Source organism: Paenibacillus sp. DP01 (assembly GCF_044784315.1).
Lineage (GTDB): Bacteria > Bacillota > Bacilli > Paenibacillales > Paenibacillaceae > Paenibacillus > Paenibacillus polymyxa.
This window is the reverse complement of record NZ_CP173059.1, coordinates 2,218,230-2,242,577: the sequence shown is the minus strand read 5'-3', so window position 1 is coordinate 2,242,577 and position 24,348 is coordinate 2,218,230. Positions and strand designations below refer to the sequence as shown.

The following is a 24,348-nucleotide window of genomic DNA, read 5'->3' as shown; positions in this document are numbered from 1 at the left end:
CCTAACCTATATATTTGTACAGATTGTCCAGAATGTTATACGTAAAGTCCACTAATGAAGTCAATATCCAGGGCCCGAACAAAAGCAATGCCAGCAATACGGCGACAATCTTCGGAACAAAGGCCAGTGTCTGCTCCTGAATTTGAGTTGTCGCTTGAAAAATACTGATGATCAAACCCACGACTAGCCCCAAAATCAGCATCGGAGCACTCACCTTGAGTACAATGTACACCGCTTGCCCAGCCAGGGAAATAATAAACTCCGAAGTCATTGCCGTCCTCCTTGATTGCTGTCCTTGCAGAAAGTATTCATGTATTAAAACTCAGTAGTAATGATTTGACGACCAAATACCAACCATCTACAAGTACGAAGAGCAGTATTTTAAAAGGAAGCGAGATCATTACCGGCGGTAGCATCATCATCCCCATAGCCATGAGAGTACTCGCCACCACAATGTCTATAACTAAAAAGGGTATGAAAATCATAAAGCCCATCTGAAATGCCGTTTTCAACTCACTGATTGCATAAGCCGGAACCATCACCGTTAGTGGAATATCTTGATAATTCTTTGGTTTTTCCATCTTGGTGTATTTCATAAAGAGCAGTAGATCCTTCTCACGTGTATGAGAGAACATAAAGGTCTTAATGGGTACCGATGCCTTATCCAGTGCCTGAGACTGTGTTATATCCCCCTTGAGATACGGCTGAAGCGCAGTTTCGTTCATAGCGGAGAAGGTCGGTGCCATAATAAATAAGGTGAGAAACAAGGCCAGTCCGACAAGCACCTGATTGGGCGGCATCTGCTGAGTTCCCAGTGAAGTTCGCACAAAGCCAAGTACAATCACGATACGCGTAAAACTTGTCATAAGTACAAGCAACGCGGGCGCTACACTAATGACAGTAATAAGTAAAATAATAGACAGCGAGGTGGCACCGGGCTGTCCTTTGTCCGAATTGCCGACTTGAATATCAATGTTCGGAATCGGTTCCGCAGAGGCCGCCGTCACCGAAATGAAGCTGAATAAGACAAGCAGCAAACATGCTAGTATAATCTTTTTTCTCATGAATCTCCCGACCGATCTGTAGTATTCTCCTCATTGCGCAGCTTTTCAAGTTTATCCTTGCGATTCGGCATCTGCCGGAGCTTGGATTCAAACATCTCATGAAAAGACGTCTCCTCTTCAGACTGCTGCTGCTGTGCCGCGTTGTTCCGGCGAAGCTTATCCGCAATTTTAGCGAATAGCGGGGCAATCGGGCCGCGCTGCAGAGAAGCTTCCTGCTCCAGTGCGGCCAAAATTTGCTCCACTTCTTCAGGATCGGATACTTTGTCAACAAGCCGGATATCTTCTCCCACACCAATGAGGTACACACTGCTACCAACTTCAACAAGCTGAAGGGATTTATTGGGGCCAAGCCCCACGCCTCCCAGTATGCGAACGGAGCGGTTGCTGAACCAGCTCTGATTTCTTTTACTCAAAAACCGTATCAAGTACACGATCAGTACGATGATAAAGATTAGCACGAAAAGGACCCAAGCAATGTTTCCTATATTGCTGGATGTACTCAAAGCGTCAGAGGCACCCTGTTGTGTATCCATACTGGATGCGCCTTACACACCCAGTGTTTTGTTGATGGCTTCGATAACCCGATCCGATTGGAATGGCTTAACGATAAAATCTTTTGCGCCAGCTTGAATGGCATCAATTACCATAGCTTGCTGACCCATCGCGGAACACATGATAACCTTTGCATTCGGATCAATTTGTTTGATTTCCTTCAGAGCGGCAATGCCGTCCATCTCAGGCATCGTGATATCCATCGTAATCAGGTCCGGACGAAGCTCCTTGAATTTTTCAATGGCCTGTGATCCATCCTGGGCCTCTCCTACTACTTCAAATCCATTTTTGGACAGGATGTCCCGAATCATCATTCTCATAAATGCAGCATCGTCCACGATCAAAATACGGTTTGCCATCTGAAATAAATCCTCCCTAAATTATGCTTTTATTGTAATTTTTGAATTCGGTCCCATTGGCTTACAATATCCGTTACACGCACGCCAAAGTTCTCGTCGATTACGACAACCTCGCCCTTGGCAATCAGTTTGTTGTTAACCATAATGTCCACCGGCTCCCCGGCAAGCTTGTCCAGTTCAATAATTGAACCTTGTGAGAGCTCCAGAATATCTTTAATTTGCTTTTGGGTCCTTCCTAATTCTACGGTGACTCTAAGGGGAATGTCCATCAATAAATTTAAATTGTTTTCATCCACTTGCGGAAATCCACCGGACTGCAAGTTAGAAAATTGTACAGGCTGCACATTTACATTGCGCCCTGGCGGTACGGCCCCGTAATGATGAGGCGTTCCATAAGGCACTTGCGGCGGTACACCTGCTGGCATTCCATAACCCGGCGTTCCATACCCTGGAGCGCCCTGCTGCCCATATCCCGGGTCTTGAGGATACATCGGCGGTTGTTGCCCATAGCCTACATCTTGCGGCACCTGCGCGGCTGCAGGCGGCTGTTGGTAGGCTGGTGACGGCGGCTGCGGAGTACTAGCTTGTGTCGGCGCTTCGGGAGCAGCTGTTGCAGCTGCCTGCTGTACGGATGCTTGCGGTTGCTCGTCATCCTCTCCGCCATTCATTAAGATGCTCACCATCTTCTTGGCGAAATTAACAGGTAACAGTTGCATCAGTGTAGAGTCAATCAGATCTCCAATCAATAACCGGAAGGATACTGTAATCAGCGTCTCTTCATCTGGCAGGCTGGATACTCCATCACCGTGCAGAGGATCCAAAATATCAATCCCTGGTGGAGAGATATTAACAAAACGATTAAACATGGTAGACATAGAGGTCGCAGACGATCCCATCATCTGGTTCATCGCTTCCTGCACAGCACTGATGTGAATTTCATTCAATTCTTCATCTGCCGGATTTCCTCCACCACCAAGCATTAAATCTGCTATAACCTGCGCATCACGCTTTTTAATTACGAGCGAGTTAATGCCTTCAAATCCATCGACATAATTTACATGTACGGCTACGTGCGGCTTTGGAAATGCAGTTTCAAATTCAGAACGTGTAATAATTGAAACTTTAGGTGTCGTAATATCCACCTTTTGACCGAGCAGTGTGGAAAGAGCCGTAGCTGCGCTGCCGAACGTTATATTACCGATTTCCCCGAGAGCATCTTGCTCCAGGGAAGTCAGAAAATCGTCAACGGTCTTGCCTGCGGGAGTAGAATCCGTCCCCGCTTCAGACTGTTTCAGCAAGGCATCAATTTCCTCCTGGGACAAATAGTCTTTACTCGTCAATTTCTTCAACTCCTTCGTTGACAATTTCATCAATTTGTACGGCAACACGATCTCTTACCATGCCGGGACTTCCCATAAACTTCAATCTCTCGCCTACCCGGATGGATAGTCCTTCTTTGACTGGCTTGTTCAATGAAATGACATCCCCTACCGAAAGGCCTAAAAACTCAGCTACATTTATCCGGGATTCACCCAACTCCGCAATAATAGGAAGCTCTGCTTTGGTGACCCGTAATCTCAAGGCGTCTATCTCTTCAGGCGCCCTTGATTTCTTTTCGGATGTAAACCACTGGTGCGTGGACAGTCTGGCCATAATAGGTTCCAATACCACGTGCGGGATACAGAGGTTAATCATCCCTGTGGTATCACCAATTTTGGTGCTAAGCGAAATCAGAGCAATCGTCTCATTCGGCGAAACAATCTGCATGAACTGCGGATTTGTTTCCATAGCCTCTAGACGTGGTTCAATGTCCAGTACCGTTTTCCAAGCCTCTTGCAGGCTATCAAAGGTACGGCTGAAAATTCGCTCCATGATCGTCGTCTCGATTTCGGTCAATGCGGTAACCTTAGTTGGTGCCGAACCTGTTCCTCCGAGAAGCCTGTCCAGCATGGCATAAGCTACGTTCGGGTGAACCTCAAGCACCATTCGGCCTTCCAGTGGTTCAGCTTCAAAAATGTTTAGAATGGTCATTTTCGGAATGGAGCGAATGAATTCATCATATGGAAGCTGCTCCACCTGAACGACATTAATTTGGACAAAAGTACGAAGCTGTGCTGAAAAATAAGTGGTCAGATACCGTGCAAAGTTCTCGTGTATCCGCGTCAGACTTCGTATGTGGTCCTTGGAAAACCTAAGCGCTCTCTTGAAATCATAAGCGCGAACTTTCTTTTGGGTTTCTTCCTTTTTGAGTTCTTCCGCATCCATTTCACCGGACGAGAGAGCTGCTAAAAGGGCATCAATTTCCCCTTGTGACAGTACATCCACCAATGTTATTCACCCCCTTACGTGTTCCTGACAAGATCACCTGGAATCAAATGGCTGCCAGCAAAAAGTCTGTAATTTTGGCGTTCCCCAGGTGACCTTCAGGGAGCGACTTGTTGATGAGATCCGTCAGCTTGTCACTGAACTGATCCCGGCCTTTAGCCGTTCTGAGCTCATCAGGTTTGGTGTCTGCAAGTAATTGAATAACGATGGGCTTAATACTGATGTCCTTAATTTTTTCAAAAGCTTCTTTTGCTTTGGCATCATTCAATTGAAAAGCAAGATTCATCTGTACAATGTAATCTGCGTCTGCCAAATTCGTTTTGATACCGGTAATTTCAGAGCTTACTTCCACCAATTCATCCGCTGACAATCTTGGAAGTTGTTCTGCTTGAGCGGCTTGCGCATTCGGTATGACTTCCGACTTCTTCCCGCTAAGCGCTGGTATAAGTACAAAGGCCGCGCCTGCAATCAAAGTAATCGCGAGTAAAATTGTAATGAGCCATGGCAGCATCTTCTTCATTCGTCTTCCTCCATTTGTTGCACTTTTATCGTGGCGGCATGCATGCCGATTTCACGGCTGTAACTCTTGATCAAGGAGACGACATCTGCCGCTTTTTCCAATACAATCAACCGTTTCCCCGTCACCAAAGTGACGTATGTATCCGGTGTTTCCTCCACAGTCTCAATGAGCAGCGCATTAAGCCACATAGGCGAGCCGTTCAGCCGCGTTAACGGGATCATCGTAACACCAACCTCCTGATAGGTGCGGAGGAGCCTCTACTCCTCCGCGTTTAAATGAGATTATCGTTTCAAGTTTACAACTTCCTGAAGCACTTCATCCGAAGTCGTAATGATACGTGAGTTCGCTTGGAATCCACGCTGAGCCACGATCATTTCGGTAAATTCGCCTGTCAGATCAACGTTGGACATTTCCAGCTGACCCGCGATGATAGCTCCAAGACCATCTGCATTCGCTACTCCAGGCTCAATTGCATCAATATTTGAGTTGACCGTAGTACGGTACAAGCTTCCACCGATTTTTTCCAGACCTTCTGGGTTTGTGACTCTGGCTAATCCAATTTGCGTACCATTGTCAACTGTTCCGTCATCCAATTGCTGCACAATTGTGCCATCCTGCGAGATGGAGAACGATGTAACATTGTCAGCAAGTGTGATAGGATCACCACCTGCATCCCCTACGAAAAACCCATCGGAAGTCACCAGATTTCGGTTCGCATCTACGTGAAAATCACCCGCACGAGTCAGATAAGGGACTTCCTGTGCATCATTCATTTTGACCAGGAAAAAACCGTCACCGTTAATCCGTAAATCCGTTGGATTATTCGTAGTCATTGCACTACCCGGAAGATGCATCGTATCAATTGAGCTGACGGACACCCCTAGACCAACCTGCTTGGCATTTTGACCTGCAGTTGTCGTAGCATCAGGTGCACTTGCGCCCGAGCTGGTTTGGCTCAAAATATCCTTGAACATCACTCGGCTGGACTTGAAGCCTGTAGTATTTACGTTTGCAATGTTGTTACCGATAACGTCCAGCTTTGTTTGAAAGCCCTTCATGCCCGATACACCTGAATACATTGATCTCAACATTGAGTATAAATCCTCCTCTGATTGGTTGCTTAGTTGGCCGCATCAGTCGATCCGCGGCTTTTTCATGGCTTTCCTATTCGGGCCAGCCACTTATTATGAAATAATTACAGCACTATCTATCTGCGTAAATACGTTATCCTCCATGGACTGCTTGTCCATCGCAGTAACAACTGTTCGATTAGGCACACTAACAATCAAAGCCATATCTTGCATTAAAATCAAAGATTCTTTAGCGCCCTTGGCAGCAGCCTTATCCACAGCAGAGTTAATTTTCGCCATTTGGTCACTTCTCAACTCTATTCCTCGCTGCTCCAGTCGCTTGGCTGCATGGTTGCTGAGCTTGAGCACCTGTTCCTGCAACACCTGACCAAACGGCTTGGTGTCCTTTGTTACCGAATTTACTCGGTTTTGAGAAATCGCTGCCGGAGGAACATTGGTAGGAAAAAGGCGTCCGACCGTTATCCTGTCATTCATGAGTTCTCACCGCTTCCAGTAGAGGAAGAAGATGTAGTATCTGACGTATCAGTAACAGGAGCCGTTGTGTTAGCCTGGCTTACTGATGTTACATCTTTTAATGCCACCTCAGCCGCTCCCATTTTGGCATACTGCACACCGTCGCGAATAACGATGGAATCTACGATTCCACTTTTCACTGTACCTGCGCCTGCTTCACCTGTAATGGAATCCTTTTTACCCGGCTCAATCCAGCTAACCTCTTTTCCTATCAAACCAGAAGCTGTACCCAAAGACTGGCCCAATGCAGTCAACTGCGTAGATATGTTCATCAGTTGTTCTACCGAGGAAAACTGTGCCATTTGGGCGATAAATTCTTTATCCTCCAAAGGCTGCATTGGATCCTGATTTTGTAGCTGAGTGATCAAGATTTTTAAAAATTGATCTTTACCCATCGTCTTAGTATCCTTGGCGCTTGCTGTTTTGACATTATTCACATTGTAATTCGGCCAGACGTTACTGGTGGATACATTGTTGTCTGTAGTCGTCATTGTGTTCTCACCTCCATCATTACGCTTGTGCTGTAAAGGAGCCTGTCCGATTCATGTCATCTGCGCGTTGTTCTGCTGTCCAGTTACGAAGCTCTTCTGTCATTTCAGCTACCTTCAAAGCATCTTCGCTCTCTTCTCTACCTCGAGCTTTAGAACGTTGGTTAGATTGCTGCTGCTGATTAGCTCCAGAACCGCGTCCATCCTGATACATATGGGAGGATAGCGACTCGTTGTGCGTTACTTCTACTTTATCCACTTGAATACCTTGACTCTGAAGACTCGTACGCAACTGAGACATTTGCTGTTCCAGCAGATCCTTCGCCCCGCTATGCTCAGTCATAAACTGGGCAACCAGATGGCCGTTTTGCATCGTCAGCTTAACCTCCAGCTGGCCCAGATGATCTGGACGAAGCATGATGGTCGCTTCTGTCAAACCAGTGTGCTTTACAATATCAAGTTTCTGCACTACAAACTCAGTCATCTCCTTGGCAAATTGTCGTACATGTACGACTGGTTGAGCCGGAGCCGAAGGTGTTGTTCCCTGCGTTTGTACCGAAAGCTGCCCCGCAGTCGTGATCACCGGAGTCTGATTATCAGTTGCCGACGGATCCGCTTGCTCAGCTGCATCTACGAATGTACCCGCTTCATCCGTTACAGTCGTTTTAACTGCGGACTGAACGAGAAGATTCGTTGATGAACGTTGTCCTTCTGAGCCTTGCTGGCTAGTTTCACCCTGACTTGCTTGCTGCTGAGGAGCAACCTGTTTGTTTGTAGATGCTGCAGTTAATGTCTGAGCACCGTTTGCCCGTTGCGCAGAAGGCTGAACCACTTGTGAATCTCCACTATCAGCAAGTTCCACAGCTTTCAATACTCCATTCCACTGCTCATCGGAAATAGCTCCAGTCCCAGCTGTTGCGCTTTGAAGCGATTGTAGTAACTGTGTCACCTTAGCCTTTTGGTCGCCCGAAGCCTGCTCTGCTACATTGGCAAGTTGTGACAAAGCGTCCTGTAATGCAAACCGAAGAGTTGCCGGATTAGCTGCCAAGGCTGTTAAGCCTGTAGCCTCTGCCGTTTCCCCGCCGTCTGCCTGTTGATTTGTTCCATTGCCTTGCAAAAACTGTTGTACTTGCTGAATCCACGATTGTAAAGTTGCAAGCAGCGCAGGATCGGCAACTACCTGATCATCCAACTTTTCGAGATTTTGCAGCAAAGGAGCCAATGTTTCAACAAGCGGCTCGGTTGGAGCTTCCGCAGATTCTCCGTTTGCAATAAGCGGTAGTACCATAACTAATGGAGAACCATTCGCATCTGTTCCAGCTGAGCCTGTTTGCCCGCCTGTCATCATTTGCGTTAGTGTTTGATTAAAGGCGCCCGTGGTTGCTCCAGCAGCCGTGGTTGTACTTGTTGCTGACGCTGTCGTACTGCTAGCTGTTGGGCTAGAGCTAAGAGATACACTTTGAGAAATAAGGGTCATATATTTTTCACCTCCCTTCAATTTAAATTACTTACTGCCCATCAGCTTATTCAAAATTTTCGCGGTCTGACCTGCATCCTTCGCAGACATATTTTGCAGTAAAGAAGCACGTGTCGAATCATCTACTGTATTTAATATGTTTAATGCCTTATCTGGGCTGATTTTGTAAGTTTGTAAAATAAGTTCGGCACCACTTTTCTTGTCCATGGAAGCAAATGTGCTGCTGATTTGAGTACTTTGCAGACTTTTACTCGTCGTTCCAGCTGTACTACCCTGATCCTTTTTCAAACGGGACTGCAACGCCGCTACCGATAAATCCGTAGATGGCGTTACGTTTTTCAGAGCCATCGTAATATCCGCTGCTTTTTTAGCGTCCATCTTTTGCAAAATCTTTGCACTATTGGCAGGGTCCATATAACTTAACAGCTGCACGGTCTCTTCCGTAGTCAGATTCTCCATAATCGGTGCAGCTTTACTTGCCGTCATTCCTTCATACATGCTGGCAAGTTCTCTGGTCTGTTTTACATAAGGATCTTCATTTGTTGTTCCATCTGTAGTTTGCGTACCTGCTTGTCCCTGCTGCCCGACCTGTCCCTGTTGACCCGTCTGCGACTGTTGTTCCTGTTGCGTTTGCAGTGTATTGACCTGATTCTGAAGTTCAGTAACCTTTTTATCTTGTGTCGTCTTAGCAGCCGTAGCCTTTTTGAGTTCTTCCGTCTGCTTGGCTAAATCCGCTTTTAACTGCTGAATGGTTGCTTCAGAGCTTTCAGACTGTGCCTTCTGATCTGCCTCTTTTGTCTGGGTTGCCTTATCCTTCGGTTCAGGAATCCAATTTTTAACAATTGGTATTTTGTTCCCTAATGAGATCATTTCGCTTCTGAAGTCCATATTGAACAGTGTGAGCAAGACTCCGACCAGAACAATTGTGAAAACAATCGGAATCAGGAAAAACATAAACCGTTCAAATCCCCCGCCTGATTCTTTCCCTAAATCCATATCCAGTTCATTTTCTGCTAACTTCTGTGCCATCGTCTTCCTCCTCAGGCAGCTGATATGCGTATCCTATGACGTTCCGCTTACCGGGCTTTCATGGCAAATCGCACGGAAGCCATTTCATCCAGCTCATTCTGCTCGCGCAGGAGCATTTCCTGTTGGAATTTCACGTTGGCCTTCTCTCTCGCTTTCAGCCAAACTTGTTCATCCAGCATTTTATCGGTCAAAACGGTTTGTTTGCTTTGCACATTTTGCTGCGCATATTGAACATCCCTATGCTTGCGTGTAATACATTGGTCCAGATGATTGACATAAGCTTGTAATTCCTGAATGCTAGAGAGTGGCGCGCAATCTTCGGCAGCCTTTTGAATGGCGGATATGACCCGATTCCTTTCGCCTATAAGCTGTGTTAATGTCTGCTCCTCAACCTGCAATTGTCCAACAGCACTGGAAAGCAGCCATTCAGCCTGTGACTTTTCGTTCGTTTTCAAGTCTACAACTTTTTGAAAGGAATACTGAAATCTCATCGTTCAACCTTCATCTCCTCGTAAATTCAGAAATCAAACGTTCTCGTACTTCGTCCAGTTCAGCCTTTTCATCCGTTCTTTGTCTTGTAAAATCCCATATATCCCGTATGCGCTCCATAGATTCGTCAATTTCTGCATTCGAACCCTGTTGATAAGCCCCAATGTTAATCAGGTCCTCTGAATCTTTGTAAATGGCCATCAAGCGCTTAATGTTTTCGGCAGCATCTATCTGATCTCGTGGTGCAATGTCCTTCATGACCCGGCTAATACTTGCTAACACATCAATTGCAGGAAAATGTCCTTTGTTCGCAATCCCGCGATTCAAGACAATGTGTCCATCCAATATCCCACGCACCGCATCTGCGATGGGCTCGTTCATGTCGTCACCATCAACCAACACCGTATAAAAGGCGGTTATAGAGCCAGTAGGTCCTGTCCCTGCGCGTTCCAGCAGCTTAGGCAGACTAGCGAACACAGATGGAGTGTATCCTCTCATTGCTGGTGGTTCCCCTACTGCTAGACCGACTTCACGCTGAGCCATCGCATACCGGGTAACTGAATCCATCATTAGCATGACATTCAACCCGCGATCCCGAAAATACTCCGCTATCGTCGTTGCAATAAGTGCACCCTTAATGCGGATCAACGCAGGTTGGTCGGAAGTTGCCACAATGACTACAGAGCGTTCTAGTCCCTCTGGGCCCAAATCCCGTTCAATAAAGTCCAGCACCTCGCGTCCACGTTCTCCGATCAGGGCAATTACGTTCACATCTGCTTCCGTATTACGGGCAATCATCCCCATCAAAGTACTCTTACCTACACCCGAACCCGCAAAAATACCAACCCGTTGTCCTTTACCAATCGTAAGCAACCCGTCAATTGCACGTACTCCGATACTAATGGGTTCCTGTACACGCGGACGATTCAGCGGATTGGACGGTATATTGAAAGTTGAATATCTCGCCATCCGCGAGGGAATCAGTGATCCGTCCAAAGGCTGGCCCAAACCATCCAGCACCTTGCCTAACAGCTCCGATCCAACCTGCACGTTCAGCGGCTTCCCTGTTCCTACGACATCACAACCAGGACCAATGGATTGTAGTTCTCCAAGTGGCATCAGAAGCACTTTATTGTCTCTGAAGCCAACAACCTCTGCCTGCAATGGCTTTGCCGCTTTGCCCGGATAAATATAACAAACATCCCCTATACTAGCGTCTGGACCTTCCGATTCAACCATCAAGCCGATAACCTGTGTAACCTTGCCATTCACCCGAACTGGGTCCAGCTGTCGCAAATGATCCATGTAGCGCTGCGCATTAAGCCCCTTCATGTCTTCGCTCCTCATTTTCATGTGCCAGACGCAGTAGTTCCTTTTTAATCTCAGCTAATTGCGTATCGATCCGGGCGTCCACACTTCCAAAGGAAGAACGAATGACGCAACCGCGATCCTTTACGGTACCATCAGGAATAATTTGCAGTTCTGCCTGCGAATCGACAGTTAATGACAATTCTTCCCGCGCACCTTGCACAAATGCGAAATGCTGAGGCGACACACACAATGTAATGATTCCTTTTTCTCGCTTACGAGCCAAATTTTTGCGAATTAACTCAATCGTATATTCCGGTTCAAGACTAAGCTGTTTTTCAATCACCTTCTCGGCAATCGCACTACTCAGTTCAACCAGAAAAGGCTCGGCTTCCTGAATCAGTTGTTCCTTAATCTCATAGGCCTGACGCAGAATATCTTGTGCTTCTTCCATCATCTGCTCCGATTTCGTCTGAAGCTCAGCCTCGGCCAGCTTCTGGCCTTCTTCATATCCTTGCTGAAATCCATCTGCTTTTATCGACTGAATCAACTGATCGTCATGCTCGCGTCGTTCCTGCCACCAATCTTCAATCTGCTGCTGTGCTTCCTGAAGTATTCGTTCCGCTTCTTCAGCCGCCTCGCGCACCTGACGTTCGGCAAAGTCCTTAGCATCATTCAGCATTTCATCTCGGAGCCGTTCTGCCTCATAATCTCGCTGAGGCTCCGGCTCCGTATATTCGGTTGTGATTTCTTCATCCGTCGTTTCTGACACGTACGTATGTGCCACATCAATCGTTTTCAAAGCCTCTACAGGCACATATTGGAAAGATTTAATCAAGTTAGACAATGATGTCATCTCCTCCGCCGCGTGCGATTATAATCTCACCGGCCTCTTCCAATCTGCGGATCGTTGATACGATACGTGTTTGTGCTTCTTCCACATCACGCAGCCGCACCGGTCCCATGTACTCCATTTCCTCTTTGAAGGTTTCTGCCATACGTTTCGACATATTTCGGAAAATCACATCGCGTACTTCTTCACTGGACACTTTAAGCGCCAATTGCAAGTCTGCATTGTCGATATCGCGGATAATACGTTGAATGGACCGGTTGTCCACATTGACGATATCCTCGAAAACAAACATTCTTTTCTTGATTTCCTCAGCCAGTTCAGGGTCTTGAATTTCAAGCGAGTCGAGAATTGTACGCTCAGTTCCGCGGTCTACGCCATTCAAAATCTGAACGATAGACTCGATACCGCCTGCATTCGTGTAATCCTGCGTCGCAGTTGCTGAGAGCTTTTGCTCCAATACTCTCTCCACTTGAGAAATGACTTCCGGAGATGTACTGTCCATGACAGCAACACGCCGGGCCACATCTGCCTGCTTTTCCTGTGGCAGGGACGATAGAATTGCCGCCGCTTGCTCGAACTGCAAGTATGAAAGCACGAGAGCAATGGTTTGCGGATTCTCATTTTGTATAAAATTCAATATCTGGTTCGGATCCGCCTTACGAGCAAAATCGAAAGGTCTCACCTGTAATGTCGCTGTCAAACGGTTAATGACCTCAACTGCTTTTTGCGATCCGAGCGCTTTTTCCAATATTTCTTTGGCGTAATTAATACCGCCTTGTGAAATGTACTCCTGAGCCAGGCAAATTTGATGAAACTCGGCCATAATGGAGTCCTTTTCAATGGCATCGACCTTCCGTACATTGGCAATTTCCAATGTAAGTTGCTCGATCTCTTCATCACGCAAATGCTTGAATATTTGAGCAGATACTTCTGGCCCCATTGTGATCAAAAGAATAGCTGCTTTCTGTCTTCCCGTTAAACCTTGACTGCTTGCCTTTGCCAATGAACTCACCTCTATTCGTCAGCCAGCCATGTACGAAGCAGATTGACGAATTCGTCGGGTTTCTTTTTCGCCAGACTTTCAAGCTGTTTACGCACTTGACTTTCATTTGTCACACTTTCCATAGTAATGGACGGGAATTCCGTCGGCGTTGGCATAAGTTGCAATTCTTCATCCAACTCTTCTTCCTGATTACGACGACTGCGTACGATGAAGAAGATTACACCCGCCAACAGTGCCAGAACTGCAGCTCCGATGCCCCACATCCACGGGTTGGAAGCTGAGAAGAATGTATTGGTACTCGTAGGCGCCGGAGTAGCTTGTGAGAACACTGAAACCTTTTTAGCCAAATCAGCGTCTGTAAAAGTAGTACCGGAATTCGCTAGCGACGCTCTTACAATATTAACCAAAATGTTTTGAATTGCTGTCTGAGTTGCAGTATCCAACGTTTGCTGACCTGTTGGTGGTTCAACTGCTACATTAATGGTTAAATCTTTTACAGTGTACGGACTTTGGATAATATCCCTTGCAATTCGGTTAACTTCGTAGTTAATCGTACTTGAGCTCTTATCCGAACTGGTATTGCCGGAATTGGCTCCTCCAGGGTAACCCGGGACATCCTGCGTTCCTGTCCCTGCAACTCCTCCAGTCTGTCCACTACTGCCCGTATAACTTTCCTGAATTTGTTGGGCACTGATTTCAATACCCTTCATTTTCGTTTGGTCAACAGGTGTGACCATTTGTTCCTTTGATGTTACTTTGTCGAAATTTAGCTGTGACATAACCAGCACGTTTACCTTGTCGTCTCCAACAATTTTCGACAAAAATTGTTGGACATTATTCCTTACATCGCTCTCAAACTTCTTCTGTAGAGCCATGTTTTCCTGAACACCACTCGTGAGTCCGCCTTGGCCGCCCTTAGCCGTTGGAATTAACTCATACTCCTTATTGGTGATCGTAATGTTTTCTACTGGCAAATTCGGTACAGCCGTTTTTACCAGGTTAAAATATCCGTCGATCGCTTGTTGATTGGGAGTAAAACCAGGTTCGAATTCCATTTGAACCGAAGCAGAGGCTTTGTCCTTTTCTTCAAGTCCGGCAAAGATGTTTTCCTTTGGCATATTAATGACAGCTTTGGAGCTTTGGACACCGTCCATCCGTTCCAACAGTTGCTGTACTTCGCCGTTCAATGCGTTATTGTACTTCACATTGAACTCGTTCTCCGTCATGCCAATGGCCGAGGAGGACTGGTCAAAGGCGCTCATGCCGATTGACCCCTTCTGTATCAGCCCTTGGGACCCAACATCTACCTTCGCCTTATCTGCACTAGCGGTTGGGACTGAAATTTGTGTCCCACCAGCATTAAGCTGATACGGTATACCCGCAGAATCGAGATATTTAATGACCCCAGCGGCATCATTTGCATTTAAATCCCGGAAGGCCACTTCATACTCGGTTTTGGTAAACTGCATCGTTAGCACTACAATGGCGATAATGATGAATGCTAATGTCGAAACAAGTAATATCTTCTGTTTTTTACTGAAATTATTCCAATACCCGGAAATCCTATCCCGGTATTGGGCGATTCTCTCGTTCACTCCGTCACCCCATCCGAAACTTTGCTAAACCCTCACTTTACATCTGTGTACGCATGATCTCCTGATAGGCTTCGATCGCTTTGTTTCGGACCTGTGTAGTAAGCTGCAGGGAAAGCAGCGCTTGTTGTGAAGTGATCATGACTTGATCTACATCAACTTTGCCTGCCATGAATTGGTCGGACATCTGGTGTGTAGCGGCTTCCTGCTGCCCTACTTCATTGAGAGCATCCTTTAGGAAGGAGCCAAAATCCTTCAAGGATTCGGAAGGCGTCGCTTTCGTCAACTCATTGTTAGGCGATTGAATCTGCTGTATTACCGGTGTCTGTACGTTAAACATGGCGTTCTGAATCATGTTTTACTCTCCCTATTAAGTAGTTAGTAGTCCTGGAACTTAGCGGCCGATTTCAAGCGCTTTGGAAACCATCGCCTTTGAAGCATTCAGAGCTGTTACATTGGCTTCGTATGAGCGTGTTGCGGAAATCATGTCGACCATTTCTTTCATTATGTCTACATTAGGCATATATACATAGCCATCTTTATCAGCGTCCGGATGACCCGGATTATACACTGGTTTCAAAGGTGACTGATCTTCCTGAATTTGCGAAACTTTAACGCCAGCGGCGCTTGTACTACTTCCTTCCATTTGAGCCTTCAAAACATCGGCAAAACCAGATTGGTTCGGCTCCAAAACAACCGTTTTTCTCCGATATGGAATTGCTTGTCCATTCTCTACCTTCGCCCGAGTCGTCTCTGCGTTGGCAATGTTGCTCGATATAACGTCCATCCGCAACCGCTGGGCCGTAAGAGCAGATGCACTAATATCAAAGCCGTTGTTAATCTTCACCTCGTCCTATCTCCCTTCTACCGCTGTTCTCATCATTTTGATGCGCTCATTAATTTCTTGGATGTAGGTATTATATCTTAGTTGATTTTCAGCCATAAGACTCATTTCTCTGTCTATATCTACGTTGTTCATGTTGTTATTCATGACTGAGTACCCATCTTTGGTGACCGTGGCATCAGGAATGGAGTTCACAGGTCCTATTTGGAAATGTCTTGAATTGGTTACTTTTCCACGCAATGGCGTGACATCACCGTCCATTTGCTGCTGAAGCAGTTCTTCAAATGAAACCTCCGAACGCTTAAAATACGGGGTATCCGCATTGGAAATATTATCGGCCATCACACGTTGTCTCGTATTGGCCGCCTGTACACCTGCCTGAAGCTTTTGAAAGCTTACATCACCCAGCAGATTCATTTAGCTCCTCCCTCCAGCGTCTACTCCAAAGTAAGATTCAATAAAACAAGATTTTTCACTTTTTTTCGACAATAAAATTTCATAATTATACATTTCTTTTAGGTCTTAAGTAGAAAATCTTAACTTTCTGTCATATATTCTAAGTTTCGTAGAGTTGGGACCTAATTACAATAAGAAAAAAGCCCTATCTTTTTTAAAAAAGAGGGCTTTAGATGCATAAAATGTTAAATTTTTCAGGTTTTTTTCAAAAAAATGAATGTTTTCTTAGCACTTTACACCTGTAAAAGATTATACGTCCTACTTTTGGAATAGACAGAAAAACCATCAACTTAACCTGTGTCTAGGACTAAACGACGGTGCAAGATAGTGTTATTCTGGACCACACACCCTATTTTTAGACACTCAGTTCACAAAATATACTGACTAAGGTCCCTGTTTTGGGCAATATCTCCCAGCTTCTCACGGACATATTCCGGGGTGATAATCATACGATCCAATGTAAGCTCTGGTGCTTCAAATGACAGATCCTCCAGCAGCTTCTCTAGGATGGTATGCAAACGCCGTGCGCCGATATTTTCGGTGTTGCGATTAACGGACTCGGCAATACTAGCGATCTCACGGATCGCTTCCGCAGAAAATTCGACTTCTATTTCCTCGGTGCGGAGCAGTTCAGTGTATTGCTTGGTCAGCGCATTTTTAGGCTCCGTCAATATCGACACAAACTCATCCAAGGTCAGACTACTTAGCTCCACCCGGATGGGGAAACGACCTTGAAGCTCTGGGATCAGGTCTGATGGTTTAGCCACATGAAAAGCCCCTGCAGCAATAAACAGAATGTAATCTGTTCTTACCGGGCCGTATTTGGTCATAATGGTAGAGCCCTCGACAATAGGTAAAATATCGCGCTGGACTCCTTCTCTCGACACATCTGGGCCACTTCCCTTGCCTTGGCTGGCAATCTTATCTATTTCATCAATAAAAATAATACCTGATTGCTCAGCACGCTTCACAGACTCCTGAATCACATCATCCATATCGATCAACTTGGCTGCTTCATCTTGAATCAGTACCTTGCGGGCTTCCTTGATTGGTAGCTTGCGCTTCTTCGTCCGCTTAGGCAGGAAACTTCCGAACATCTCCTGCATATTCATTCCCATTTGTTCATTCCCTTGCCCAGCAAACATATCGAGCATATTGGGTGCGGTATCCTCCACATCAATCTCTATGACATCATCCTCAAGCTTACCGGACAACAGATCAAATTTAACCTTACGTCTCTTCTCTGCTAAGGTTCCGTCCTGTTGTGTCGGTTCTTCTTCTACCGAAGTCCCTGTGTTATTGCCAAACAGCATTTCAAAAGGGTTTCGTTGCGATTTATTTGACTTTTCTGCAGGTACAAGGATATTGACAATCCGTTCATTTGCCATGTCCTCTGCTTTATCTTTCACATTCTCTGTTCGTTCCGACTTGACGATACGGATAGAGGTTTCCATCAGATCCCGCACCATGGATTCCACATCACGACCGACGTAACCCACTTCTGTAAATTTGGTCGCCTCTACCTTGACAAAAGGAGCCCCCACTAGCCGCGCAAGTCTACGTGCAATTTCAGTTTTACCCACACCTGTCGGTCCGATCATCAAAATATTTTTGGGCACAATTTCATCCCGAATATCATCCGGCAGTTTACTACGCCGATAACGGTTGCGCAAGGCAACAGCAACAGATTTTTTAGCTTCCTTTTGTCCGACAATATACTTATCCAGCTCGGATACCACTTGTCTGGGCGTCAACGATTGATTATTCATTTTGCATTCCTCCACCCTTGAATACTCAGAGCCGATTTACAATTCTTCCACGATAATCTGACTGTTCGTATACACGCATATTTCCGAAGCAACCTCTAACGCTTCCCGTGCCATGTCCTTTGCTTCCATACCAGAGCCATGACGTTTGAAAGCACGAGCAGCTGCCAATGCAAAATTACCACCTGAGCCAATGGCCAACACATCATCGTCAGGTTCAATAATTTCTCCGCCTCCAGAGATGAGCAGCATCCCGGACGAGTCCATCACAATCATTAACGCTTCCAGCTTGCGTAGTACACGATCCTGCCGCCAGTCCTTAGCCAGTTCTACAGCAGCCCTTTGAAGATTGCCGTGATGTTCCTCCAGCTTATTTTCAAACTTTTCAAACAATGTGATAGCATCGGCCACCGAACCCGCAAATCCCGCAACGACCTGACCACGATACAATCTACGTACTTTTTTAGCCGTCTGCTTCATCACAACACTGTTGCCGAACGTTACCTGCCCATCACCCGCAATAGCTCCTTTGCCATTATGGCGTACAGCACAGATGGTGGTAGCATGAAAGGACATATCCATAACGCGCTCCTCCTTTTCCTTCATCCTTATGCCTGTACTTCTGTTGACATAACTCCCGTTTGGTTAATATAACCGCGCAAACTTTCCAACGCGCGATTTGCGAGAGCTTCATTCTTTTCCTTTTTGTTACGAATGCGTGTCTCCAGCTTTGGAAGAAGACCAAAGTTTGCATTCATCGGTTGGAAATGTTTGAAGTCAGCAGTTGTAATATATCGTGCCATACTGCCTAGTGTCGTTTCCGCAGGAAATACGAACATTTCCTGTCCACGTGCTGCTCGTGCTGCATTTATACCAGCCAGCAAACCTGAGGCCGCCGACTCCACATAACCCTCTACACCTGTCATTTGTCCGGCAAAGAACAGATTACTTCTTCCCTTGAACTGATAAGTTGGGTGAAGCTGTTGTGGAGAATTAATAAAGGTATTGCGATGCATCACACCGTAACGTACAAACTCTGCCTCTTCGAGTCCCGGAATCATTGAAAACACACGCTTTTGCTCCCCCCATTTGAGGTGAGTCTGGAAACCAACCAGATTATATAGCGTACCTGCAGCGTTGTCTTGTCGAAGCTGAACAACTGCATAGGGTAGTTCCCCTGTATGTGGATTTACGAGACCTACAGGTTTCATTGGTCCGAACAATGCCGTTTGTTTCCCGCGCTGCATCATTACTTCGATAGGCATACATCCTTCGAAGTAAATTTCTTTTTCGAATTCCTTGACTTGTGCCACCTCAGCAGTAATCAAAGCCTCATAGAAAGCATCGAATTCCGCTTCGTTCATCGGACAATTTAAGTAAGCTGCTTCTCCTTTATCATAACGGGAAGCCAGATAAACCTTGCTCATATCAATGGAGTCCTTCTCTACAATCGGAGCTGCCGCATCGTAGAAATAAAAATACTCCTCTCCCATCAGCGTTTTGATCTGTTCTGACAAAGCTGGAGAAGTTAATGGTCCCGTGGCAACGACCACGATACCGTCCTGCGGGAGTTCCTGAAGTTCTTCATTAACGACCTCGATCAAAGGATGTTGATGAAGCGTATCTGTAATATGACCGGAAAATCCATCACGATCCACTGCCAATGCCCCACCAGCGGGAACAGCATGGAGATCTGCCGCACTCAGAACCAAAGAGTTTAGTATTCTCATTTCTTCCTTCAATACGCCTACTGCATTCGTCAGACCGTTCGCGCGCAAGGAATTACTACATACAAGTTCGGCAAATTTATCTGTATGATGTGCGGGTGTTTTTACAACCGGTCTCATTTCATATAATTTAACTGGCACTCCACGGCTTGCAATTTGCCAGGCAGCTTCGCTGCCCGCCAAACCTGCTCCGATGACCGTTACCTTTTGTAGTTCACTCACTTTTAAATCCCCCTGCTATCTTTGTTCTTAAGAAGTCTCTACACTCTCATCGCTCTCTTCCAGCATTTCGCTGTGATCGCAGACGGTGCAGTTGAGCTTCGTCCCCTGTTTAGTACGTTTTTCGACCATTAGGCCACTGCAACTTGGACAAGGCTTAATGGACGGTTTATCCCAGGATACAAAATCACATTCTGGGTAGCGGTCACATCCGTAAAAGACACGTCCTTTTTTACTTCGTCGTTCGACGACATGTCCCTCACCGCATGTAGGACAATTCATCCCGATATCCTTGACAATTGGCTTGGTGTTACGGCAATCCGGGAAGGCAGAGCAGGCCAGAAATTTACCAAAGCGGCCTAGCTTATATACCATTTGACTGCCACACTTGTCACAGATAACGTCGGATACTTCATCCTTGATCTCAATTTCTTTCATTTCTTCTTCAGCCACTTCCAGGCGCTTTTCGAATGACTCATAGAAGTCGCTCAACACCTTGACCCAATCACCTTCGCCCTCTTCGACGTGGTCAAGATCACCTTCCATATTCGCAGTAAATTCTACATTCAGAATCTCTGGAAAAAATTCTTCCATCTGCTCAATGACCAACTCTCCCAGCTCGGTTGGGAAGAATTTCTTTTCCTCAATAGCGACGTAACCGCGCTTCTGAATGGTTTCCAGGGTCGGTGCATACGTGCTCGGGCGTCCTATACCCAATTCCTCCAGTGTCTTCACCAGTCGTGCTTCCGTATAGCGAGGAGGCGGTTGTGTAAAATGCTGCTTTGGTTCAACCGATTCCTTTTTCAGCTTATCGCCCGGCTGAAGTGGCGGCAACAGCTTATCTTCTTCGGTTTTACCGTCGTCATTCCCCTCCACATATACTTTCATGAAGCCTGGAAAGCGAACCTTCGAACCGGCTGCCCGGAATATCGTCTCGCCTGCTTCAATATCAACGGACAAAGTATCCATAATAGCGGAAGCCATCTGACTCGCCATAAAACGTTCCCATATCAGTTTGTACAATCGGAACTGGTCTCTACTCATAAAAGGCTTAACGGTTTCCGGATCACGCAAGGCGGAGGTTGGACGAATCGCTTCATGCGCATCCTGAGCATTAGCCGATTTTTTTGAATACTGACGAGGACTTTCAGGCACAAAATCTTCGCCATATTTTTGAATAATGACCTCTTTCGCTTCCTCTTGAGCCGAAGTAGCGATCCGTGTGGAATCCGTACGCATATACGTAATCAGACCCACAGTCCCTTCTTTACCTAAATCCACACCTTCATACAGCTGCTGCGCTACAGACATGGTTTTAGATGCCCGGAAGTTGAGCTTTCGAGCCGCCTCTTGCTGCAAGGAACTTGTTGTGAATGGAGGAGACGGATTGCGTAAACGCTCCTTCTCTTTCACATCGCGCACCTTGTAAGACGATTTTCCGATAGCTTCTAACACTTCTTGTACATCCGCTTCGCTAGAGAGCTCTTTCTTTTCGCCGCGTAGCTTATGGAATTTCGCTTCAAAAGTGCTGTCCTTAATAGCTAGTTTAGCTGTTATCGTCCAGTATTCTTCCGGTACAAACTCATTGATCTCGTTTTCCCGGTCCAAAATAATTTTCACTGCAACCGACTGTACACGCCCAGCTGACAGACCCTTTTTTACCTTTTTCCAGAGCAATGGACTAATTTTGTAGCCGACAAGTCGATCCAATATCCGTCGTGCCTGCTGCGCATTGACCAAATCCATATTGATCTTGCGTGGGGTTTTAAAAGCATCTTTGACGGCCTGCTTCGTAATTTCATTAAACACCACACGACAATCCGCCGTATCGTCCAGTTCCAGCGCATGCGCCAGATGCCAAGCAATAGCCTCACCTTCGCGATCCGGGTCAGCCGCCAGATATACTTTTTTTACTTTTTTTCGGGCATCCTTTAACTCTTTTAGAATGGAGCCTTTGCCTCGAATGGTAATATATTTGGGATTAAAATCATTTTCGACCTCTACGCCGATCTGGCTCTTAGGTAAATCCCTGATATGACCCATGGAAGCCTTGACGATATATTTGCTGCCTAAGTATTTGCCGATCGTCTTCGCCTTGGAAGGCGATTCCACGATGACGAGTGAATCCGCCATAGGCTCTTCCTCCTCTCAATTACACACATGAATATGATAGACTTCCTGAAATGTGGTGAGTATAGTTCGTTAGTACGAGCTATAAGTTCAACACATTTCAGGAAGTGGGGAAGGAGTAGGTATCCGCGATGCGGATAAACGCCATGTTTCCCTCCACCTATGTTTAAAATTGAATTTTGCGCATTTACTAACTAAGGATTTGACAAAAACAACTACTAAATAAGCTTGTATTTTGTGCCCGCTAGCTGAGCGATCCTTTTTTTTATGATTAACGATAACAGAACTGCGTGTAAAAGTCCAAAATCCCATGCCGTAGCATCAAGCAGTTCATCCAGTGTCATGGTTCCTTGTTCCAGCAGCACCACCACACGATTTTCCTCAGAAGTCTCACTTTCTGATGCTTTGGAGACCTTCTTAAGATTAAGACTCTGTTCTCTATTGTATGAAGAAACCTGCCTTGTACGCAAATCTGCTTCATACTCCTCAATAATATCCGAAGCCTCAGTGACCGTTTTGGCTCCTTGCTTAATCAAGTTCAGCGTGCCTCTACTCTTCGGTGACGTAATGGGCCCAGGAACAGCAAACACATCTCGATTTGCCTCCAGCGCAGCATCCGCTGTAATCAAGGAACCGCTCCTAGCGTCTGCTTCGACAACGAGTGTCCCCTTCGTCAAACCGGCAATAATGCGATTACGTTGTGGAAACATCCCGGGATGCGACCTCGTACCTGGAGGATACTCCGATACGATCAGACCTTTACTAACCATCTCTGCAAACAAAGAGGCATTTTGGGGAGGATAAATTTGATCAATCGCTGTTCCAAGCACACCAATCGTGTTGCCTCCCCGGCGTAGGGCCGTTTCATGGCAAATACTGTCAATTCCTCTCGCTAATCCACTCACTACTGTAATCCCTGCATTACATAATTCCTCTGTTAGTATCTCCGCTGCTCTTCGACCATACGCAGTAGGAACGCGGGTTCCTACCATGGCTACAGAACATGTGTGCAAAAGTGATTTATCCCCTTTTGTATACATTACCCAAGGTGGGTCAACTGTTTCCTTCATTAATAGGGGGTAATCTTCGTCCACATAAGTTACCATACCAATATCACTCGATTGAATTCGCTGATATCGTTCATGTACCCATTCTTCATCGTAACACTGTGCCGCAATGCGTGCCTGGTTGGGACTTAAGCCTATCTCAATCCACTTTTGTTCGCTAAAATGCAGTAGCTCATGCAATCGATAATCACTCGACCAAATACGCTGAATTGTTCTTCTTCCGATTCCTTCTAACTCATGTAGACCTAATAAAAGCCATCTTTCTTCCAAACTGTGGTTCCCCCATTCATGGAAGAGTGAACCCTTCCTTATTTTGTGGCACAATGAATCATTTTGCAAGCGTTTCCCTGACAAGCCTGTCTTAACGCAAAAAAAAGCAACCTTTTCATCCCCTGTTTCAGAAGATAAAAAGGTTGCTTACCTTTCTTTCATTATACACTAGCCAGCAGCAAATTTCGATGCTGATTTACAGCCTGTATATTAATGAAGAAACACGATTTAATGTGTCGTACACAGATTCAAAATACCACGCGCTTCCAACACACTTACCAGTGTCGAGCCCATTTCGGAAGGAGTCGGCGCCACCTTGATCCCGCAGGCTTCAAGCGTAGCAATCTTCTCTTTTGCCGTTCCCTTTCCGCCAGAAATAATGGCGCCTGCATGCCCCATCCGTTTGCCTGGAGGCGCAGTCACCCCACCGATAAAGCCAACCACCGGCTTCGTCATATTGTCCCTGATCCACTCGGCAGCCTCTTCCTCGGCTGTACCACCAATTTCTCCGATCATAATGACAGCATGAGTGTTGGGGTCCTCATTAAAGCGATGTAAAATATCAATAAATTCTGAACCTTTAACTGGGTCACCACCAATACCAACCGCGGAAGATTGACCTATACCTCTAGTGGTTAACTGATGCACTGCCTCATAGGTCAAAGTACCACTACGTGACACAACGCCTACATGACCTGGCAGATGAATGTAACCTGGCATGATACCAATCTTACACTCTCCTGGCGTAATAACACCCGGACAGTTAGGGCCAATTAGAACGGTCTTTTTGCCTTCCATAAAACGTTTGACCTTGATCATATCAAGCACCGGAATCCCCTCTGTGATACAAATCACGAGGTCCAGTTCCGCATCCACAGCCTCCAAAATGGAATCCGCTGCGAAAGCCGGCGGCACGTAAATGACGCTAGCAGTTGCGCCTGTAGCTTCCTTGGCTTCGCTTACTGTATTAAACACTGGCAGTTTGACCTGTTGCCCGTTTTCCAGTGTAATTTCTACCTCGGTGCCTCCCTTACCTGGAGAGGTGCCACCTACCATTTGTGTACCGTAATCAAGTGCACCTTTGGCATGGAACAACGCCGTTTTTCCCGTAATCCCCTGTGTAATCACCTTTGTATGCTTATCGACCAAAATACTCACGATCTTCACATCCCCTATCGTTTATTCGGCATATCGGAATGCAAACAG

27 protein-coding genes are annotated in these 24,348 nt (G+C 46.1%); all 27 read right to left on the bottom strand.

Features of this window, described 5'->3' with window-relative positions; all coding sequences use genetic code 11:
• Position 1 precedes the first annotated feature (1 nt).
• Entirely contained in the window at positions 2 to 271 is a 270-nt protein-coding gene (fliQ, locus tag ACH59B_RS10165; protein WP_016820960.1) for a flagellar biosynthesis protein FliQ, read from the bottom strand.
• A gap of 37 nt (positions 272 to 308) precedes the next feature.
• Positions 309 to 1,064, bottom strand: a complete 756-nt coding sequence (gene fliP, locus ACH59B_RS10160; RefSeq protein WP_016820959.1) for a flagellar type III secretion system pore protein FliP — start codon at positions 1,062 to 1,064, stop codon at positions 309 to 311.
• Positions 1,061 to 1,597: a flagellar biosynthetic protein FliO gene (locus ACH59B_RS10155; protein WP_017427929.1), complete on the bottom strand. Its 537-nt coding sequence runs from the start codon at positions 1,595 to 1,597 to the stop codon at positions 1,061 to 1,063. The genes fliP and ACH59B_RS10155 overlap by 4 nt, the downstream gene beginning before the upstream one ends.
• Positions 1,598 to 1,609: 12 nt before the next feature.
• Complete coding sequence (locus ACH59B_RS10150) at positions 1,610 to 1,975, bottom strand: response regulator (protein ID WP_013370687.1); 366 nt, start codon at positions 1,973 to 1,975, stop codon at positions 1,610 to 1,612.
• A 29-nt stretch (positions 1,976 to 2,004) separates the two neighbouring features.
• Positions 2,005 to 3,315 carry a flagellar motor switch phosphatase FliY gene (fliY, locus tag ACH59B_RS10145; RefSeq protein ID WP_016820957.1) on the bottom strand — a complete coding sequence of 437 codons (1,311 nt, stop codon included), beginning with the start codon at positions 3,313 to 3,315 and terminating at the stop codon, positions 2,005 to 2,007.
• Positions 3,305 to 4,303 carry a flagellar motor switch protein FliM gene (gene fliM / locus ACH59B_RS10140; protein ID WP_016820956.1) on the bottom strand — a complete coding sequence of 333 codons (999 nt, stop codon included), beginning with the start codon at positions 4,301 to 4,303 and terminating at the stop codon, positions 3,305 to 3,307. Before fliM ends, fliY begins: the two co-directional genes overlap by 11 nt.
• Before the next feature lie 43 nt (positions 4,304 to 4,346).
• The gene (locus ACH59B_RS10135) at positions 4,347 to 4,820 is read right to left on the bottom strand and encodes a flagellar basal body-associated FliL family protein (RefSeq protein ID WP_013370684.1); all 474 of its coding nucleotides are present in this window, start codon (positions 4,818 to 4,820) and stop codon (positions 4,347 to 4,349) included.
• On the bottom strand, positions 4,817 to 5,041 hold the full coding sequence (locus ACH59B_RS10130; RefSeq protein ID WP_013370683.1) for a flagellar FlbD family protein: 225 nt from the start codon (positions 5,039 to 5,041) through the stop codon (positions 4,817 to 4,819). The genes ACH59B_RS10135 and ACH59B_RS10130 overlap by 4 nt, the downstream gene beginning before the upstream one ends.
• A 60-nt stretch (positions 5,042 to 5,101) precedes the next feature.
• The gene (gene flgG, locus ACH59B_RS10125; protein ID WP_017427928.1) at positions 5,102 to 5,911 is read right to left on the bottom strand and encodes a flagellar basal body rod protein FlgG; all 810 of its coding nucleotides are present in this window, start codon (positions 5,909 to 5,911) and stop codon (positions 5,102 to 5,104) included.
• Positions 5,912 to 6,004: 93 nt separating this feature from the next.
• Complete coding sequence (locus ACH59B_RS10120; RefSeq protein ID WP_016820954.1) at positions 6,005 to 6,385, bottom strand: TIGR02530 family flagellar biosynthesis protein; 381 nt, start codon at positions 6,383 to 6,385, stop codon at positions 6,005 to 6,007.
• Positions 6,382 to 6,915 (bottom strand): flagellar hook capping FlgD N-terminal domain-containing protein, encoded by a 534-nt coding sequence (locus ACH59B_RS10115; RefSeq protein ID WP_016820953.1) that lies wholly within the window; start codon positions 6,913 to 6,915, stop codon positions 6,382 to 6,384. The genes ACH59B_RS10120 and ACH59B_RS10115 overlap by 4 nt, the downstream gene beginning before the upstream one ends.
• A gap of 19 nt (positions 6,916 to 6,934) precedes the next feature.
• Positions 6,935 to 8,389 carry a flagellar hook-length control protein FliK gene (locus ACH59B_RS10110; protein ID WP_090887201.1) on the bottom strand — a complete coding sequence of 485 codons (1,455 nt, stop codon included), beginning with the start codon at positions 8,387 to 8,389 and terminating at the stop codon, positions 6,935 to 6,937.
• Positions 8,390 to 8,416: 27 nt separating this feature from the next.
• Positions 8,417 to 9,418, bottom strand: coding sequence for a magnesium transporter MgtE N-terminal domain-containing protein (locus ACH59B_RS10105; protein ID WP_016820951.1), 1,002 nt, complete (start codon positions 9,416 to 9,418; stop codon positions 8,417 to 8,419).
• 47 nt (positions 9,419 to 9,465) lie between these two features.
• Positions 9,466 to 9,909 carry a flagellar export protein FliJ gene (fliJ, locus tag ACH59B_RS10100; protein WP_013370677.1) on the bottom strand — a complete coding sequence of 148 codons (444 nt, stop codon included), beginning with the start codon at positions 9,907 to 9,909 and terminating at the stop codon, positions 9,466 to 9,468.
• A 10-nt stretch (positions 9,910 to 9,919) separates the two neighbouring features.
• Entirely contained in the window at positions 9,920 to 11,239 is a 1,320-nt protein-coding gene (gene fliI, locus ACH59B_RS10095; protein ID WP_016820950.1) for a flagellar protein export ATPase FliI, read from the bottom strand.
• Positions 11,226 to 12,062: a FliH/SctL family protein gene (locus tag ACH59B_RS10090; RefSeq protein ID WP_404303644.1), complete on the bottom strand. Its 837-nt coding sequence runs from the start codon at positions 12,060 to 12,062 to the stop codon at positions 11,226 to 11,228. Before ACH59B_RS10090 ends, fliI begins: the two co-directional genes overlap by 14 nt.
• Entirely contained in the window at positions 12,055 to 13,071 is a 1,017-nt protein-coding gene (gene fliG, locus ACH59B_RS10085) for a flagellar motor switch protein FliG (protein ID WP_013370674.1), read from the bottom strand. Before fliG ends, ACH59B_RS10090 begins: the two co-directional genes overlap by 8 nt.
• Positions 13,072 to 13,082: 11 nt before the next feature.
• A complete protein-coding gene (fliF, locus tag ACH59B_RS10080; protein WP_164965511.1) occupies positions 13,083 to 14,666 on the bottom strand; it encodes a flagellar basal-body MS-ring/collar protein FliF in 1,584 nt (527 codons plus the stop codon).
• Between the two features lie 37 nt (positions 14,667 to 14,703).
• Positions 14,704 to 15,018: a flagellar hook-basal body complex protein FliE gene (gene fliE, locus ACH59B_RS10075; protein WP_007430020.1), complete on the bottom strand. Its 315-nt coding sequence runs from the start codon at positions 15,016 to 15,018 to the stop codon at positions 14,704 to 14,706.
• Between the two features lie 39 nt (positions 15,019 to 15,057).
• On the bottom strand, positions 15,058 to 15,510 hold the full coding sequence (gene flgC / locus ACH59B_RS10070) for a flagellar basal body rod protein FlgC (protein ID WP_013370672.1): 453 nt from the start codon (positions 15,508 to 15,510) through the stop codon (positions 15,058 to 15,060).
• Positions 15,511 to 15,516: 6 nt separating this feature from the next.
• Positions 15,517 to 15,924, bottom strand: coding sequence for a flagellar basal body rod protein FlgB (flgB, locus tag ACH59B_RS10065; RefSeq protein ID WP_019686986.1), 408 nt, complete (start codon positions 15,922 to 15,924; stop codon positions 15,517 to 15,519).
• Between the two features lie 407 nt (positions 15,925 to 16,331).
• The gene (gene hslU, locus ACH59B_RS10060; RefSeq protein ID WP_243537365.1) at positions 16,332 to 17,732 is read right to left on the bottom strand and encodes an ATP-dependent protease ATPase subunit HslU; all 1,401 of its coding nucleotides are present in this window, start codon (positions 17,730 to 17,732) and stop codon (positions 16,332 to 16,334) included.
• A gap of 36 nt (positions 17,733 to 17,768) precedes the next feature.
• Positions 17,769 to 18,311, bottom strand: a complete 543-nt coding sequence (gene hslV, locus ACH59B_RS10055; RefSeq protein ID WP_013370669.1) for an ATP-dependent protease subunit HslV — start codon at positions 18,309 to 18,311, stop codon at positions 17,769 to 17,771.
• Between the two features lie 26 nt (positions 18,312 to 18,337).
• Complete coding sequence (gene trmFO / locus ACH59B_RS10050; RefSeq protein ID WP_153794913.1) at positions 18,338 to 19,678, bottom strand: FADH(2)-oxidizing methylenetetrahydrofolate--tRNA-(uracil(54)-C(5))-methyltransferase TrmFO; 1,341 nt, start codon at positions 19,676 to 19,678, stop codon at positions 18,338 to 18,340.
• A 27-nt stretch (positions 19,679 to 19,705) separates the two neighbouring features.
• Positions 19,706 to 21,808 carry a type I DNA topoisomerase gene (gene topA, locus ACH59B_RS10045; protein WP_016820944.1) on the bottom strand — a complete coding sequence of 701 codons (2,103 nt, stop codon included), beginning with the start codon at positions 21,806 to 21,808 and terminating at the stop codon, positions 19,706 to 19,708.
• A gap of 215 nt (positions 21,809 to 22,023) precedes the next feature.
• The gene (gene dprA, locus ACH59B_RS10040; protein ID WP_025364647.1) at positions 22,024 to 23,142 is read right to left on the bottom strand and encodes a DNA-processing protein DprA; all 1,119 of its coding nucleotides are present in this window, start codon (positions 23,140 to 23,142) and stop codon (positions 22,024 to 22,026) included.
• A gap of 228 nt (positions 23,143 to 23,370) precedes the next feature.
• Entirely contained in the window at positions 23,371 to 24,300 is a 930-nt protein-coding gene (sucD, locus tag ACH59B_RS10035) for a succinate--CoA ligase subunit alpha (RefSeq protein ID WP_013370665.1), read from the bottom strand.
• Positions 24,301 to 24,348 lie beyond the last annotated feature (48 nt).